The sequence below is a fragment of the uncultured Victivallis sp. genome (assembly GCF_944391105.1).
Lineage (GTDB): Bacteria > Verrucomicrobiota > Lentisphaeria > Victivallales > Victivallaceae > Victivallis.
The window spans coordinates 1-15,819 of the sequence record NZ_CALXSK010000019.1; the positions used below are offsets into that span (position 1 = coordinate 1).

The following is a 15,819-nucleotide window of genomic DNA, read 5'->3' on the forward strand; positions in this document are numbered from 1 at the left end:
GGGAGAGTAGCACGGCGCCGGGAATTTTTTTACCCGCTCTCGCGTTTCGCACACACGAGCGCGGGTCTTTTTTTGCCACGATTCCGGAAAACTGCGTAAGATTGGCATCGCCGGAAGCGTCTTATTCTCCGGAGATACTTGGGAAAGCGGCTTGGCAGATTTTCACGAGAATCGTTGACATGAAGAAAAAAATAATTGCCTGGATCTTGTGGATTGTGGGGATAGGATATATTATTTTTTCTATTCTCACAGGGGGATTATTGATCTATGTCACAGAAGAGATGTATGGTTTTACCCTGAAGGAATCAAGCGGAGCTTATTTTTTGAGTCCATATTTGTTGACCAATTCAACAGAAATTAACGTACCTTTTGTTGTTGAATATCTGTTTGAGGCTGCCCCAAAAGATTTTCTTTTGTCTAAATCATCTTGTTCAACAGAAGACGAGTTGGGAGAAAGAAGCTGTCTGGGGATAGATGATAAGATTTCATCAGTTGAACTTTTTTCTGTAATTTATATCACTGTGGATCATCAACAATACAATTTATTGTCGTTATCATATCCGGAGCAACCTCAATTCGTTTTGCGTGAAGGAGGTTTAGCGTTACATTTACCGGAAAAAATACAAAGCGGAGATACAGTAAAAATAGAAGGAAAGATTCATTTTAACGATGGCGAGGAGATCAATTTCAGTTCCGTATATTATGTAAAAAGGCATCCGGCAGATTTTCACATTTCATTATTGATATTCGACCCTCCCAATGCTTAAGAGGTTTCTTTTTCGATAAGGCTTTCATCCGGTTCGACACGATCCGACGCCTGGGATGTCCTTTTCTGGATTTGCAACCGGCGGCCAATGCGACTATAGTAACTCAAGGACCTTGCGCCGATCGTCCAATGGAAAATTGTCCAAGCGGGGAAAGACGCGCAATATACACGCAAAATTTTTACCGGAATTTTAGAGCCGGATTCTTGGTAGTGTCCGATATTTTGCGCATTTTCATAAAAAATCCTCCCACTCGGGGAGCGAACCACACCATTACGAGCTTCATGGGAATCTTTTTTTGAAGATTTTTTCTCTCGCCTCTTGACATTTAAAGAGATTTCCGGTATAATTTAAATAGTTATTAAAAGCATTTAATAAGGATAAGACAATGAAACCGGTGTCCTTGGGTGAACTTGCGGCGAGAGCAGGTGTATCGCCGGCGACGGTGTCGATTGTACTGAACGATCGTCCGCTGGCGCGTCACGTCGCCGATAAAACCCGGCTGCGGATCCGGCAGCTCGCGGCGGAACTGAATTACCGTCCGAATCACTTGGCAAAGGCGATGCTTCATCAGTCGACACGGACAATCGGCTTCATCTGCGGGGACATCGCAACGCCCTACTACGCGGAGCTGGCCGATGAGCTGGCGAAAGTGGCGGAGGAACGCGGCTATCGACTCATGACCCAGCCGACCCGCTGGGACATTGAAAAGGAGTTCGAGGCGCTGGAACTGTTGCTGACCCGCGCGGTCGACGGGATCCTCATGTACAGCATGATCGGCGTAACTCACCGGGAACGGCTCGAAAAGCTTTGCCGTCCCGGGCAGGCGCTCGTATTTCTGGGGAATCCTTCCTGTAATGGATTCCGGAGTGTCGGCTTCGATATGGAACCGGGCATGATGGAGCTGTTCTCGTATCTTCTTGAGAGTGGAATCCGGGAAATTGCCCTCATGGATGATCTGCGTTTTCACCAGAAATGCGAAGCATACCGCGCCGCCTGTCGCCGGTATGGGGTATCTCCACGCGAGTATGAGTTTCATTACGGAGACCTCGAATCCGAGATTGCCTGCATCGACCGGGTGGCGGACGAACGTCCAGAACTGATCATCGCAAGTTCCGATTACGTAGCGGCAATGACAATCAGTCGATTGGGGCAGAAAGGAATTCGGGTTCCGGAGGACCTTTCGGTCGTGTCGATCGACGGAACCCGCTGGGCGGAGCTTTACAACCCGCCGCTGACGGCGATCAAGCAGGACAGCGCCCTGCTGGCCCGGGCGGGAATCGAAGAGTTGCTTTCAGCTCTGGAAGGCGAATCCGAACCTCATGCGGTTGAGATTCCGACAACATTGAAATTTGGCGGCAGTGTAAAAATTAATTCGACTCGTTCAAACAGGAAAGGATCGGAAAGATGACAAGAAAAAGCTTTACATTGATAGAGCTGCTTGTGGTGATTGCGATCATCGCGATTCTGGCGGCGATGCTGCTGCCTGCACTGAATCAGGCGCGGGATCGGGCCAAGACTGCCGCGTGCGTCAACAATCTCAAGCAGGCCGGCCTCTCGATCGATCAGTATTGCAACGATAACGACGACTGGTGTCTCCGGGGGTGGATGCCGGGAACTTACGAGAAAGCGCAATGGGGAGGCGTCCAATGGGACAACTATCTGATCACGAAAAAATATTCGACTCGCAAAGCTCTCTATTGTCCCGTTCTTTGCTCCCGGCCGGAGTCGATTCTAAATGTGAAAGCCGGCTTCTACATGATGCAGAATTTCAACTCAGGCAGTGAAACCTGGAACAGCGCAGGCAAGCGTTCCCGCTGGAAGAGCCCTTCCCGCAAGGTCGGAGTTGTCGACGGCAATAAATTTGAATTTGGCGATCACTGGGGCGGCTGGTACTGGTATCCGTTCAGTAAGGCGGAGACGACTGTGGATGCCCGCCACTCAGGCGCAACGAATGTCCTCTGGCTCGACTGGCATGTCTCTCCACTGCGTATCGGGGAGCGGCAGCCAGGAAGTGACGGAGCCGACTGGACGCACAGCTACGATTTTCAAACCACAAAATAAAGGAGTTGTCTCCCATGCGAAATGTGTTGATCGCACTCTTATTGTGTCTTTTTCTGGCGGGAGGGGCCGCTGCAGAACAGAAACGGGGAAACCCTGTTGAGCTTTTCCGCAGTGAATGGAATGGCGAAACGGCGAAGCAGGTCTGGAAGGAGTCGAAGCCCGGGAACGATTTTACCGTTTCCGCGCAGGACGGTTCGCTGGTGCTGACCATGACCGGCCACAACGGCAAATCCGATGTCGGTGGCCGCCAGATCTGGATCAATCGCAATTTCGATGCGAAGAAAGGGAGTGTTTACCGGGTTCGCTTTCTGGCATCGGCGAGCGTTCCGGGAAAACTCGGAATCGGCGGATACGAGTCCGGTGGAAAATGGAGAACCCTCGGAACTCCTGTGACCGTTGCAATTTCGACCGAGCCGCGTGAAGTGAGCTGGAACTGCGTTTGTGTACTGGACAAGAAGGGACAGTTCCGGCTGCCTTCCCTGACCTTCGGCGGGTTTCCCGCCGGGAGCACAATCACCATCGGCACGATCACGGTCGAAGAACTTTCCGCTTCCCTCGCGGAGACACCGCGCAATCCGGTTCAGCTCTTCAGTTGCAAATGGAACGACAAAACGGCCAAACAGGTCTGGAAAGAGTCGAAACCGGGGAATACGTTCACCGTTTCCGCACAGGATGGGGTTCTTCTGTTGACGATGGAAGCCCACAACGGCAAGTCGGATGTCGGCGGCCGTCAGATCTGGACAAACCGGGATTTTTCTGCGAAGAAGGGAACCGTCTACCGGATCAGGTTCCGGGCACGGGCGAGCGTTCCGGGAAAACTCGGGATCGGCGGATATCAGGCCGGCGGCAAATGGCTTACCCTCGGAAAACCGACAACGGTCGAGCTCACCTCCGAATGGCGTGAGGTTGAGTGGGTCTGTACTTCCTCGCTTGACTGGACGGGACAGTTCCGGCTGCCTTCTCTGACCTTTGGAGGTTTCCCGGCAGGAAGCACGGTTTCGATCGGAACGATTACTGCCGAAGAGCTCATGCCGTTCCAGCCGTTGTCATTCGTCCGGTCGAAACAGGCACCGGAGTGGTTTTCCGCATTTTCTCCTCTCGGGGAAATTTTCTGCGGCATCCCGTTTCAACCGGGAATTCCGACCGAGGTGGAGCGGCGTCTGGAGCTGAAGTGGGAAAAGGAACCCTCGGTTCGTGATGCACTCTATTTGCTGCACACCGGCGACGGTCTCCGTGACGAAGCGATCGGGAAAATCTCATTCTGCCAGGGGAATCGGCAGGTGAAATCCGTAATGGTCCGCACCGGTGTCGAACTCGACAACGTGCGTTCTCCAAAGCTCTGTGAGAATGGATTTCCCGGCAGCCGGGTCAGCGACGGGACGGATGAACTCGGCTTGTACTTGAGCCGGATTGAGCTGCCGGTTGAGCCGTTTGACCGGATCGTGCTGGAACGTCAGACCGGGCCGGGGGAATGGTACCTCGTTGCCGCTTCGCTTTCATCGCTCGGCGTCGATGAAAAGCAGGTTCGCGAGGTCAAGTTCGTTGCCAATGCCGAGTGGCGCCCGATCGATCTGAGTGATCTTTACATCCGCCCCGGCAGTGCGCTGGATCTTTCGGATCTCGCCGACCGCGCGCCGTGCGGAACTTATGGACGGGTCATCGTGAACGCACAGGGACGGACCGCCTTCGAGAAACGGCCGGAGAAGCCGGTCCGGTTTTTCGGCCACTCCTGCGGTCCGGAAGGAATCCCCGCGGACAAGGAAAAAATCGAGGCGTTCGCCGATGCGCTTGCAGCCCAGGGATACAACATGATCCGATTCCACGGCATCAACGGATTTCTGATTTCGCGCAATCGCTGGGACGGAAAACTTTACGATGATCCGGAGACGATTCCGTTCATCAAAGAGAACGAGGATCGATTTCATTATCTTCTTTTCTGCCTGAAACAGCGCGGGATCTACGTCTATCTGGACCTGGCGACGTTCAGTTCCGGCTGGACGACTGCGAGCATCTGGGGCGGCGGTCCAACCGGATTCGGCGTCGGACTCATCGCCGGAAATGAGGCTTACCGCGCGAACTACCGTGCCGGAGTGCTCCGCATGCTCACCGCCGTAAATCATTACACGAAAATGCGTCTTGCGGACGATCCGACGATCGCGGTCGCGCTGTTCCACAACGAACAGAATCTGCGCTGGAGCATGTCCGACTTCATGGGCCGCATGATGCAGCCGAAGTGGATCGCCTTCCTGAAGAAGAAGTACGGCTCGATCGAGGCGGTTCGAAAGGCATGGAAGGAGACTCCGATCCCGGAGGATGCCACCTGGGAGTCGCTGCCGCTCCTGAATATGCCCGCCACTCAGAAGAACACGGTGTTCGCCTGCGACATGGCCGAGTGCATTGTCGACTCCGAGCTGGAACTGACCCGCTGGTATGAGGGCGTCATGAAGGAGGCGGGATATCGCGGGCTCACGAGCCAGTGGGATTTCATCTACCGGTTGAGCGAGATTCCGCCGCGTGCTTCGGTTCCGGTGGTGTCGATGCACGCTTACCATGCGCATCCGTCCGATTACATTTCACGCAACTCAACGGTGCCGCAGTCGAGTGTGATCACCTCCGGGTGCAGCATGCTGCGGGTGATGGCGCCGGTTCGTTTCATCGATCGTCCATACATGGTCTCGGAGTATGGTCAGGTGTTCTGGAACCGGTATCGCCACGAGCAGGGGCTCGCAAGCAGTTACGCCGCACTGCAGGAGTGGGATCTCATGATGGTGCATGCTGCGCCGGTCGTGCATCACGGCGGGCGTCTGGTGCCGTTTCAGGTCGGTCCCGACCCGGTGATCCGCGCTTCGGACGTGGTGACCGCTTTCGCTTATCTGCGTGGAGATGTTTCTCCGGCGCGGCGGACGGTGGTTTTTCCCGTGAACGATGAATTCATTTTCCAGGGGAACCGTCCTTTTTCAGCCTTCAACGGGAATCTCGCGTTTCTGTTCGCCGTCAGCCGGATCGGTTTGCGCTATGACCGCGATGTCCGTTCGAAGATCTCCGCGGATCTCGAAGTTCCTGCGCTGGGCGACGCTTCGTTCAACGACTTCGGCATGTACGGTTCCGTAACCGATTCCTACCGTGGCAGCGACAAACTGGTCGAGGCTGTGGCCGGAATGCGCGCGAATGGATTGATCAGCCCCGAAAACCGGACGGATCCGGACAAAGGCATCTATGAGAGCGATACCGGAGAGCTCACGATGAATATCCGCAACGGCGGGATTCTTGATGTTGTGACTCCGCGTCTCGAAGGGACCACCATCAAGGGCAACGTTCCGAAACGGCTGGATGCGCTGTCGGTGGAGGCGGCGAGTTGTCCGGCTTCGATTACGGTCATCGCCCGCAATGCCGACCGCACGATTGAGTCCGACGACCGGCTGCTGGCGATCATCAATACTGACGCTTTGAATTCCGGCATGACCTTCACGGACAACTCCCGTTACCGGCTTGTTACGATCGGCACGGCTCCGGTTCTTGTCCAGACCGGTACGTTCCGGATCGGGATTCGGAACGGCGCAATTCGGGACCCGGAAGTTTATGCGTTGAAACTGAACGGATTGCGCGGAGATCGCATCCCCGCAAGGTCGATCGGCGGCGAGATCGTGTTCGAGGTCGATACCGCAAAACTTCCCGTGGCCGGCCCCACGCCGTTTTTCGAGATCGTTTCCGCGGCCGCCGCGAAATAGCACCGTCCGTCTGCAGCCGCGCGTTGCTGTTTCTGAAATCCGGCCGAAGATCGGATGACCCGGCTCAACGGCGGCGAAGGACGGCGAACAGTTCGGGGAGTTCGGGTGATCGGAAGATCCGGCTCCCCGCAAAATAGAGCAACGCAAAAAGCGCTCCCAGCAGCGCAAATGCCGGGAATTCCCCGACGTAACGAAACGTCAGGTGTTCCCGCAGAACCGGATAAAGCCACATCAACGCAAAGCCCGCAACGAGGGAGAGGACAAGAGAACGTACGAACGTACGGCCGATTCCGCGCGCATCCAGCGGAATCCCCTCATTGTGCAGATGGCGCAGCAGCAGCGTGTTGTTCAGCATCGAGGAGAGCACCGTCGCCAGCGCAATTCCCCCCTGCCGCAATGGCCACATGAGCAGCAGATTCAATACGACATTGCAGCCAATCGCGATGAGCGAGCAGCGCAGCGTCGTCGTCATCATTTTTCGGGCATTGAAAGGAGCGAGCAGCACCTTGATCGAGCAGAATGCCGGAATTCCGGCCCCGTAGAAGATTGCAACCATCCGGGCCGCCTCCAGATCCTCCTCGGTGTAATTCCCGCCGAGACAGAGAATCCGCAGCATCGGTTCCCAGAAGAAGATGACCCCGACCGCCATCGGGACGCAGAGAAAATAAACGTGTCGCAGACTGAATCCGAGATCGTGCGAAATTTCCGCAAGGTCTCCGCGCGCCGCCGCACGGGACATCGTCGCGGTCAACACCGAACCGAGTGCGATCGCATAGATTCCGATCGGCAGATCGATGATCCGGTCGACGTAGTTCAGCGCCGGAACCGCCTTCGGCCCGAGGCAGATCGCGAGCGAACGGTCGATCAGAAAACTGATCTGCAACGCAGCTCCGCCGATCATCCCCGGAAGCACGAGCCGCCAGAGCCTCCCGAAAATATCACTCTCCCGGAACGCTCTCCATGAGAGGAGCGGGAAGCGCCCCGCTCTCCAGAGCAGCAGCAGCATCAGCAGAAGTTGAATCGCCCCGGACAACAATACCAGATAGGACAGCGTCTCAAGAAAAGCGGCCAGACTCTCCCCGGCGACATCCCGCCGGAATCCCGCATACAGCCCGCCGATGAGAAAAAAATTCAGCAGCAGCGCCCCGAGCGCAGGCAGCACAAAGATTTTCCTTGTGTTCAACACAGCCCCGATCGCTCCGATCAGGCAGATGAAGAACGCATACGGCATCAGAAGCGGCAGAATCGAAAGAGCCAGTTGTACACGTCTGCTTGCGAGCACCGGAAACCACCTGGCAAACTCCTCTTCCGCGGCGAGCTCCCGCAAGCCGATCGCTCCTGCCGCGACCACTGCCACAATCAGCGCCAGAATCAGCGACAGCACCGAGAAGACGATGCCGAGTTCGCGGCGTACCTGCTCGGGACCCGCCTTCTCATCGGTTTCGGATACGAGCGGAATCAGCGCCGTGCCGAGCGCCCCTTCTCCAAGCAGCCGGCGGAAGGTGTTCGGAATCGCAAACGCAAGCCCCCAGGCACTCGCCACGGCATCTCCGCCGAGCACGCGTGCTTCGAGCATCACCCGGACCAGTCCGAGCAGACGCGAAAGCAGCGTCGCAAGCGAAACGCCGAGCGAACTCTTCAAAATACCGTGGCCGCGCCGGGAACTCATGGATGCTTTATTTCGAGTAGGGTTTCATCGCTTCAAGCATCTCGCCGACGGCGCGTTCCATGCCGACCATGATCGCCCGGCCGATGATCGAATGACCGATGTTCAGCTCCGAGAGATGGGGAATCTCAAGGATTCCGGCGATGTTCTCGTAGTCGATCCCGTGTCCCGCGTTGACCGAGAGCCCGATTTTGTGCGCGTGTTCCGCCGCCGCCTTGAGTCGTTCAAGCTCCTGACGCCGCGCTTCACCGGTCGTGTTTGAGTAGGTTCCGGTGTGGAGTTCGACGTAGTCGGCGCCGACCTCCTTCGCCGCGTCGAGCTGTTCTTCGACCGGATCGATGAAGCAGCTCACGACGATTCCGGCTTCATGCAGTTTCGCCACGGCTGCGCGCACCTTGTCTCGCTGCCCGGCAACGTCGAGTCCGCCTTCCGTGGTCAATTCCTGCCGCTTCTCCGGCACGAGGCAGCTGCTGTGCGGCTTGACCTCACAGGCGATGCGCACCATCTCATCGGTGACGGCCATCTCCATGTTCAGGTTCTTCACGTTCTTTGCGAGTTCGCGGATGTCCGCATCCTGGATGTGGCGGCGGTCTTCGCGCAGATGCGCGGTGATCCCCCATGCGCCCGCTTTTTCCGCGAGGCGCGCCCCTTCCAGCGGACGCGGTGACGACGCAAGACGCGCCTGACGAACCGTCGCAATATGATCGATATTCACTCCCAGTTTCAACATGATTTCACCTCCCTGTTTTCCTCCGGCACAACAGCCGGGCGGCGGAACTCCTCCGCCAGCGCGGCGGCCGCCGGAACATCATCGGTCACGATTCCGAACCGGCGCGGCGAAACGCAGAGCGTTCCCGCCTCACCGGCAAGTTTGCGTATCTCATCAACGCTCCAGCCGCGTCCGGTTTCCGGATCCGGGTGCAGCGCAAAAAAATCCGAGTAAAACCGCAGCGTATGCAGCGCGTCAGTCTCCACCGCCCCGGGTGTGCACTCCAGCGAAAACACCAGCCCCGGGAACTGCATCTCCCGCAGAAATCTCATATACGCCGCCGCATTCCCCGGCAATCGCAGCGCGAGCCGCAGCTTCAGATGGAATTCATCGAGTATTCCGAACGTACCGCGCAGCAACTGCCGCAACGCGTCGCGATATCCTTCCTCCGCCTGCATGCGCTCCCAGTCGATCCGGAGTCCGACTTCTCCGCTGCGGAGTTCCAACGCCCGTTTGCAGCGTGCCCGGAATACCCGGGCGAATTCAACCTTCAGCGCCAGATTCTGTTCCGGAAGCAGAGAGATCATCTCATACGCGAGAAGCTCACGCGGCATAACCGCCACCTTGCCGGAAACAACCTTGTGGAGTTTCATGCGCAGCTCCTGGCTCTCAAACGCCTCTCCCGGAAACGCGAGAAATCCGAGCCCTGCCGGGTACGGCTCCGGCATCCGGGCCAGGCCGTCCGCGGAACAGAGCACCGCACCGAATTCCACCGCCGGCGTCACAGAAACCCCGCTTCCCGCAGCGTATCCATCGTGATTCCCGCAGAGGAGGGCTCCACTGCAGCCTCTCCCATGCGCAGTTCGAATTGACGACGGATGTATTTGCCGACAAGATCTCCTTCCAGATTCACCGGCGTCCCCGGCGTTCGAGCCACAAGCGCGGTGTCATTGCGCGTGACCGGAATCAACCGTACCGAAAAATCGCGTTTCCCGACATCGACCACCGTCAGGGATACGCCGTCGATCGCAATGCTGCCCTTTTCGACAATTTCAGGCGCGAGCGACTCCGGCAGTTCCACGCGAAGCTCGTAATCCCCGTCCGCCATTTTCCGGTAGTCGATCACTTCGGCCGCAGCGTCAATGTGTCCCGAGACGATGTGTCCGCCGAACCGGTCGCCGAGCCGCAGCGCCCGTTCCACATTCAGAAGCGATCCCGGCTTCAACCGCCCGAGATTGGTCCGGCGCTGTGTTTCGGCCATGGTGAAAAACTCCAGCACTCCGCCCGCAAGCTCCCGTTCGAGCGTGAGGCAGCAGCCGTTCACCGCAACACTCTCGCCGTAAATTGGTTTTTCGAATTTCTTCGCAGGGCGCAATGTCAGATGTTCTCCGTGCAATCCGACCAGTACGCCGGTCATTTCCACTAGCCCGGTAAACATCGCTACTCCTCCAGGTGTCCGCTTACGGCGATGTCCTCGCCGTAGTGGGTTACTTTGACGTTGTGCAGCTTGCGTGCAAACTCCATTGATTCGGGGTTGTTTCCGCCGAGCACGGGACGGCTGTCCCGTCCGCCGAGCAGCTTCGGCGCAATATGGAACTCGACCATGTCGACCGCGTTCGCATCGAGTGCCGCCGCCGCGAGTTCGCCGCCCCCTTCAATCAAGAGACATGTGATGTTGCGCGCGCCGAGACGGATCAGCAGACTGTGCCACTCCTCGTTCGTCTCAAGCTCAACCCGCTCAAAATTTCCGTCCGGAAAATAAGACGCGACCTCCTCGTCATCCATGCTGCGGCTCGCGATGATCCGCAGCGGCTGACGCGGCCACGACTCCGGTTCGCGCACGTTCAGCTGCGGATGATCCTGCCGCACGGTTTCGCCACCGACCATGATCGCGTCGCTGAGGCGGCGCAGCGTCTGTACGCGCCGCCGCGCCTCCGGTCCGGTGATCCACTTCGATTCGCCGGAGGCGGTGGCGATCTTTCCGTCGAGCGTCATGGCCATTTTCAAAATCACAAACGGCTTGCCGGTGCTGATCCATTTGAAGAACGCCTGATTCAACTCGCTGCACGCGCTCTGCTCGACGCCGACCGTCACCTCGATTCCGGCCGCTTCGAGCAGCTCCACACCGCGCCCGGCATGGTGCGGATTCGGATCGAGCGAACCGATCACAACCCGCCCGATTCCGGCGGCGATGATCGCGTCCGTACAGGGAGGGGTGCGTCCCGTCGTACAACACGGTTCGAGCGTAACGTAAAGCGTAGCCCCCTTCGGATCGAAACCGTGCCGCGCCGCATCGGAAAACGCATTGATCTCCGCGTGCGGTTCCCCCGCCCGGAAGTGGTAGCCGCGCCCGATGATGACCCCGTCGCGCACGATCACCGCACCAACCATCGGATTCGGGCTGGTCAACCCCCACCCCATGCGTGCAAGACCCAGCGCTTCAAGCATGTAGGAACGGTCTGTATTCTCTTCGCCCATGGGGATCAGTCATGCTCCTCTACTTCGTTTCCTGACTCTTCTCCGAACAGTGCGTCCGCAAAGAACTCCGGACTGAACGGCTGGAGATCCTCCGGCTGCTCCCCGAGACCGATGAAAAACGTCGGCAATTCGAACTCCTGGTGCAGCGCTACGACCATGCCTCCCTTGCCGGTGCCGTCGAGTTTGGTCAGCACGAGCCCGGTTACGCCGGTCGCCTTCGAAAACTCTCTGGCCTGATTCAGCACATTGCCGCCGAGACTTGCATCGACCGTGAGCCACACCTCGTGCGGCGCGCCGGGATAGACCTTCTCTATCGACCGGCGGATCTTCGCAAGTTCCTCCATCAATCCCTTCTGGTTGTGCTGGCGGCCCGCCGTGTCGATCAGCAGATAGTCCGCATTGCGCGCGAGCGCCGCCTGCGTGGCGTCATACGCGACGCTCGCAGGATCGGCCCCGTGTTTCGCGGAGACCACCTGCGAGTCGGTCCGCTCCCCCCAGAGCTGCAGCTGTTCGACCGCCGCCGCCCGGAATGTGTCGCACGCGGCCAGAACCACCCGCTTCCCGTCCGCCCGGAAGCGGGCCGCAAGTTTCCCGATGGTCGTGGTTTTGCCGCTGCCGTTCACTCCGACCATCAGAATCACGGTCGGCTTGCCCGCTTCGGCATAATGAATCGGGCGCGAACGCCCGCGCAGAATCTCTTTCACCGTCTCCGAAGCGACTTTGACGAGGTCGGCGTTCGTTGAAATCGCGCCCCGCTCGTACCGATCCCGGATCTCCCCGACGATGCGCAATGACGCCGGCACGCCGAAATCGGCCGAAATCAGCAGCTCCTCGAGTTCATCGAATGTCGCGGCACTGTGCGCCTTGACCCCGGTGAAGATCGAGCCGATCGTCCGGGCGACACGGGTCGTGGTCTTTTCCAGCCCCCGCTTGAAGATGGAGAAAATCGATTTCATTCCTGTTCGCCTTTGTTCGGTTGTTTTCCGCCGCGCGGATTCCGTTTCAAGGTATCCTTGATGCCGTTCAGAACTCCGTTGATGAAACTGCCGGCCTCGTCGCCGGAGTAGTCGCGCGCAATCTCGACGGCTTCGTCAATGCTGACCACAGGAGGTACATCCTCCATGTAGAGCATCTCCGCAACCGCGACCCGCATGATGTTGCGGTCAACATGCGAAATCCGCTCAAAATCCCAATTCTGGCTCCGCTGCCGGATGACCGAGTCAATCTCTTCCCCGTTCAGCGCCACCGTGAGATAGAGCTTTTCGGCATACTCTCGCGCCTTGCGTCCGAACCGGTTCTCCTTGAGACCGTGCTCCTTCCGGATCTGATCGTAGAAGAGTGCGAACGTCTCCGCATCCGGCAGTTCCTGCCGCATGTCGCAGCGGAACAAATACTGCATCGCCAGCTCACGCCCCATCCGCTTGGCGTGGGGACGGGGCTCCTGCGCCCCGGTAAAGTCGTCGTCCTCAAACATCACCGGATCGCCCTGGTCAGATTCGCCATTTCAATCGCCGCGACCGCCGCGTCGACACCTTTGTTGCCGGCCTTCGTTCCGCTGCGCTCGATCGCCTGTTCCAGGTTCTCCGCGGTGATCATGCCGTAGGTCACCGGAACGCCGAATTCGAGCCCGAGCTGCGCAAGCCCCTTCGCCACTTCCGCGTTGATGTAACCCGCGTGCGGAGTCGCTCCCTGAATCACCACGCCGAGTGCGAGTACCGCATCGAACTTCTTCGTTTCAAGCAGCTTTTTCACGGCGAACGGAATTTCATACGAGCCGGGTACATACGCCACCGCCACATCCGCCGCGCTGCCGCCGTGCCGCACGATCGCATCCATCGCTCCGTCGAGCAGCCGGCTCACGAAAAAATCGTTGAAACGCGCGCAGACGATTCCGAATTTCAGGCCTTTCGCGTCGAGATTTCCCTCGAACACCGTCCCGGCACTTCTGCTGTTGCTCATTGTCATATCCTTCCCAATTGCTGTTGCACATTCACTTCGGGACTCCCGGTCTCCGGGAAGATCACCGCAATTCCACCTTCAACTCATTCTTCAGCTTCTCGCGCAGCTTGTCGAAACGGGCGTTGACCTCCGCATCGGTCAGCGTCCGCTCCCGGTTCCGGAACGTGAGCTGATAGGCCATGCTTTTGCGCCCATCCTTCTCGAAGATATCGAAGAGCCGCACCGATTCGAGATCCGCCGGTTTCGCCTTGCGGATGAACTCCAGCACGTCCGCGTGCGTGAGCCCCGTCGGAGCGACGAACGCCACATCGCGGCTCGTCGCCGGGAAGAGCGAGAAGGGAACGTAGTAGCCGACTCCGTGATCCGCCGCCAGAAGCACCGCCATATCGAGCTGTGCGACGAAAACCGGATAGGTCGTGCGCCATCCCTTTACGAGCGACGGCGCAAGTTCGCCGAATGCGCCCGCCTTCTTCCCCTCAATCTGAATTTCGGCCGCGCACCCCTTGCGGAACCGCCCGTCCTCGACCGGAACAAACCGGTAACGCTTGGTGTTCATCAACTCGAAAAGTGACTCGAGCGCGCCTTTCATATCGAAGAAATCGTACTGCGCCTTGAGCTCCTCCGAGTATTGCTCCGGATGCTTCAGCCCGGTCAGCGCCAGGCAGAGCTCGAACCGCTCCTCCGGGAAAAGCTCCGGATTGCGGCAGAACGCCTTGCCGGTCTCGAAGAGCTTCAGCGTGAGATTCCGGCGCGAGATGTTCCGCTCGATCGTGCCGAGCATTTCGCCGAGCAGACTCGGCCGCATGATCGCCAGCTCCTGGCTGATCGGATTCTTCAGCCGGATCAGATCCGATTCCGTGAACCGGCTGTCCGAGAGCGCCGACTCCCGGTTCACCGTGCTGTAGTGCAGACACTCGTAAAAACCAAGTGAAATGATTTTGTTCCGCAGTGTCTCAAGCGGCAGATACGCATCCTCACGGATCGAACCGCAGATCTTGCCGGTCACGGCGATCTCCGGAATCCGGTCGAGCCCGTCGATGCGGGCCACCTCTTCGATCAGGTCCGCCTCGCGCTCAAGGTCGAGACGGAAGAGCGGCGCAGTCACAACGCAGCCGCTTCCGGTCACGTCGTCCACCTTCAAATGCAGCGTGCGGAAGATCTCCACGATCCGCTCGTTCGACACCTGCGTGCCGATGAGCGCGCGCACCCGGTCGAACCGGCACGGAATGACTTTCTCGGCGGGGCGGCCCGTGTTCACATCGACCGCCTCGCTGCCGAGTTCGCCGCCCGCGGTTTCGAGGATCAGCTGCGCAGCCCGCTTCGACGCGAGCTCCGCCATGTCCCAGTCGACGCCGCGTTCGTAACGGTAACTCGAATCACTCGAAATGCCCAGCTCCCGGCTCGTTGCCCGGATGTTCGAAGAGAAGAATACCGCGCTCTCAAGCAGCACGTCTGTCGTCTCCTCCGTGACGCCGGAGTATTCGCCGCCCATGACGCCCGCGAGCGCCATCGGCTTCTCGGCGTCGGCGATCACGAGGTGGCGCGGTTCCAGCGTCAGAGTTTTGCCGTCGAGTGTCGTGATCTTCTCCCCGGACTTTGCGCGGCGCGCGATCACGCGCCCCTCCTTGAGTTTCGCGAGGTCGAACGCGTGCAGCGGCTGCCCGAGTTCCATCATCACGAAGTTCGTCACGTCGACCACGTTGTTGATCGGCCGCAGACCGATGCTTTCGAGCGACTTCTGAATCCACTCCGGCGACGGCCCGATCTTCACGTTGCGGATCAGCCGCCCGATGTAGCGGGTGCAGAGATCCGGCGCCTCGACCGTGACAAGTCCCGGCGCGGGTTTGTCGCACGCGGGAATCGTGATTTCCGGAAGTTTCGCCTCCGTCCCCAGCAGACAGGAGACATCGCGCGCGACGCCCCACATCGAGAGCCAGTCGGGGCGGTTCGGCGTCACTTCAATCTCAATGCGGGTGTCGCCCGGGAAGAGCCGGTCGACCGGCTGCCCGAGCTCCGTCGCCGGATCGAGAATCATGAGCCCTTCGTGATTTTCGGAGAGCCCGAGCTCCTTTTCACTGCACATCATCCCCTGCGACTCGACGCCGCGGAGCTTCGACTTCTTGATTTTGAAATCCCCCTCCGGCGTGTGGAAGACCGTCCCGATCGTCGCGACCGGGACGACGCACCCGGCGTCACAGTTCGGCGCGCCGCAGACGATCTGGAGCACCGTTCCTCCGCCGATGTCGACTGTGCAGACCGACATGTGATCCGAATCCGGATGGGGTTTGCGGGTCAGGATCCGGCCGGTGACGACGCCGGCGGGAACCGTCCCCGCCGATTCGACCGCCTCGACTTCGATTCCGGCCATCGTGAGTTTATCGCAGAGGGTTTCAAGGTCACAATCGATCGTGACGTAACGGGAAAGCCAGTTTCTTGAAATATTCATTTGAG

General features: G+C 58.6%; 13 protein-coding genes. 4 read left to right on the forward strand and 9 right to left on the reverse strand.

Going from position 1 to position 15,819, the window contains the following annotated elements; all coding sequences use genetic code 11:
- From Q0K10_RS07565 to Q0K10_RS07580, 4 genes are all read left to right on the forward strand, one after another.
- Positions 1–767: hypothetical protein (locus tag Q0K10_RS07565; protein WP_294505372.1), on the forward strand; the 767-nt coding region annotated here is incomplete at its 5' end.
- 385 nt (positions 768–1,152) lie between these two features.
- Complete coding sequence (locus Q0K10_RS07570; protein ID WP_294505375.1) at positions 1,153–2,175, forward strand: LacI family DNA-binding transcriptional regulator; 1,023 nt, start codon at positions 1,153–1,155, stop codon at positions 2,173–2,175.
- The gene (locus tag Q0K10_RS07575; RefSeq protein WP_294505378.1) at positions 2,172–2,828 is read left to right on the forward strand and encodes a prepilin-type N-terminal cleavage/methylation domain-containing protein; all 657 of its coding nucleotides are present in this window, start codon (positions 2,172–2,174) and stop codon (positions 2,826–2,828) included. The genes Q0K10_RS07570 and Q0K10_RS07575 overlap by 4 nt, the downstream gene beginning before the upstream one ends.
- Positions 2,829–2,842: 14 nt before the next feature.
- On the forward strand, positions 2,843–6,556 hold the full coding sequence (locus Q0K10_RS07580; protein ID WP_294505380.1) for a hypothetical protein: 3,714 nt from the start codon (positions 2,843–2,845) through the stop codon (positions 6,554–6,556).
- 64 nt (positions 6,557–6,620) lie between these two features.
- Here the strand turns inward: Q0K10_RS07580 and murJ are convergent, their stop codons facing one another.
- The 9 genes from murJ to pheT all read right to left on the reverse strand — a co-directional run bounded on the left by murJ (position 6,621) and on the right by pheT (position 15,814).
- Entirely contained in the window at positions 6,621–8,225 is a 1,605-nt protein-coding gene (murJ, locus tag Q0K10_RS07585; protein WP_294505383.1) for a murein biosynthesis integral membrane protein MurJ, read from the reverse strand.
- A gap of 7 nt (positions 8,226–8,232) precedes the next feature.
- The gene (locus Q0K10_RS07590) at positions 8,233–8,952 is read right to left on the reverse strand and encodes a pyridoxine 5'-phosphate synthase (protein ID WP_294505386.1); all 720 of its coding nucleotides are present in this window, start codon (positions 8,950–8,952) and stop codon (positions 8,233–8,235) included.
- On the reverse strand, positions 8,946–9,716 hold the full coding sequence (locus Q0K10_RS07595) for a hypothetical protein (RefSeq protein WP_294505390.1): 771 nt from the start codon (positions 9,714–9,716) through the stop codon (positions 8,946–8,948). The genes Q0K10_RS07590 and Q0K10_RS07595 overlap by 7 nt, the downstream gene beginning before the upstream one ends.
- Positions 9,713–10,369, reverse strand: a complete 657-nt coding sequence (locus Q0K10_RS07600) for a riboflavin synthase (RefSeq protein WP_294505392.1) — start codon at positions 10,367–10,369, stop codon at positions 9,713–9,715. The genes Q0K10_RS07595 and Q0K10_RS07600 overlap by 4 nt, the downstream gene beginning before the upstream one ends.
- A 2-nt stretch (positions 10,370–10,371) precedes the next feature.
- Entirely contained in the window at positions 10,372–11,409 is a 1,038-nt protein-coding gene (gene ribD / locus Q0K10_RS07605; protein ID WP_294505394.1) for a bifunctional diaminohydroxyphosphoribosylaminopyrimidine deaminase/5-amino-6-(5-phosphoribosylamino)uracil reductase RibD, read from the reverse strand.
- Between the two features lie 5 nt (positions 11,410–11,414).
- The gene (gene ftsY / locus Q0K10_RS07610; RefSeq protein WP_294505396.1) at positions 11,415–12,365 is read right to left on the reverse strand and encodes a signal recognition particle-docking protein FtsY; all 951 of its coding nucleotides are present in this window, start codon (positions 12,363–12,365) and stop codon (positions 11,415–11,417) included.
- Positions 12,362–12,883 carry a transcription antitermination factor NusB gene (gene nusB, locus Q0K10_RS07615; RefSeq protein WP_294505398.1) on the reverse strand — a complete coding sequence of 174 codons (522 nt, stop codon included), beginning with the start codon at positions 12,881–12,883 and terminating at the stop codon, positions 12,362–12,364. The genes ftsY and nusB overlap by 4 nt, the downstream gene beginning before the upstream one ends.
- Complete coding sequence (gene ribH / locus Q0K10_RS07620; RefSeq protein WP_294505400.1) at positions 12,883–13,368, reverse strand: 6,7-dimethyl-8-ribityllumazine synthase; 486 nt, start codon at positions 13,366–13,368, stop codon at positions 12,883–12,885. The genes nusB and ribH overlap by 1 nt, the downstream gene beginning before the upstream one ends.
- Positions 13,369–13,429: 61 nt before the next feature.
- Complete coding sequence (gene pheT, locus Q0K10_RS07625) at positions 13,430–15,814, reverse strand: phenylalanine--tRNA ligase subunit beta (RefSeq protein ID WP_294505403.1); 2,385 nt, start codon at positions 15,812–15,814, stop codon at positions 13,430–13,432.
- Positions 15,815–15,819 lie beyond the last annotated feature (5 nt).

Excerpts from the sequence above, each read along its gene's own strand:
- ftsY (WP_294505396.1), bottom strand. The coding sequence starts at position 12,365 with ATGAAATCGATTTTCTCCATCTTCAAGCGGGGGCTGGAAAAGACCACG.
- Q0K10_RS07600 (WP_294505392.1), bottom strand. The coding sequence starts at position 10,369 with ATGTTTACCGGGCTAGTGGAAATGACCGGCGTACTGGTCGGATTGCAC.
- Q0K10_RS07570 (WP_294505375.1), top strand. The coding sequence starts at position 1,153 with ATGAAACCGGTGTCCTTGGGTGAACTTGCGGCGAGAGCAGGTGTATCG.
- Q0K10_RS07580 (WP_294505380.1), top strand. The coding sequence starts at position 2,843 with ATGCGAAATGTGTTGATCGCACTCTTATTGTGTCTTTTTCTGGCGGGA.
- nusB (WP_294505398.1), bottom strand. The coding sequence starts at position 12,883 with ATGTTTGAGGACGACGACTTTACCGGGGCGCAGGAGCCCCGTCCCCAC.
- murJ (WP_294505383.1), bottom strand. The coding sequence starts at position 8,225 with ATGAGTTCCCGGCGCGGCCACGGTATTTTGAAGAGTTCGCTCGGCGTT.
- Q0K10_RS07590 (WP_294505386.1), bottom strand. The coding sequence starts at position 8,952 with ATGTTGAAACTGGGAGTGAATATCGATCATATTGCGACGGTTCGTCAG.
- ribH (WP_294505400.1), bottom strand. The coding sequence starts at position 13,368 with ATGAGCAACAGCAGAAGTGCCGGGACGGTGTTCGAGGGAAATCTCGAC.
- ribD (WP_294505394.1), bottom strand. The coding sequence starts at position 11,409 with ATGGGCGAAGAGAATACAGACCGTTCCTACATGCTTGAAGCGCTGGGT.
- pheT (WP_294505403.1), bottom strand. The coding sequence starts at position 15,814 with ATGAATATTTCAAGAAACTGGCTTTCCCGTTACGTCACGATCGATTGT.
- Q0K10_RS07575 (WP_294505378.1), top strand. The coding sequence starts at position 2,172 with ATGACAAGAAAAAGCTTTACATTGATAGAGCTGCTTGTGGTGATTGCG.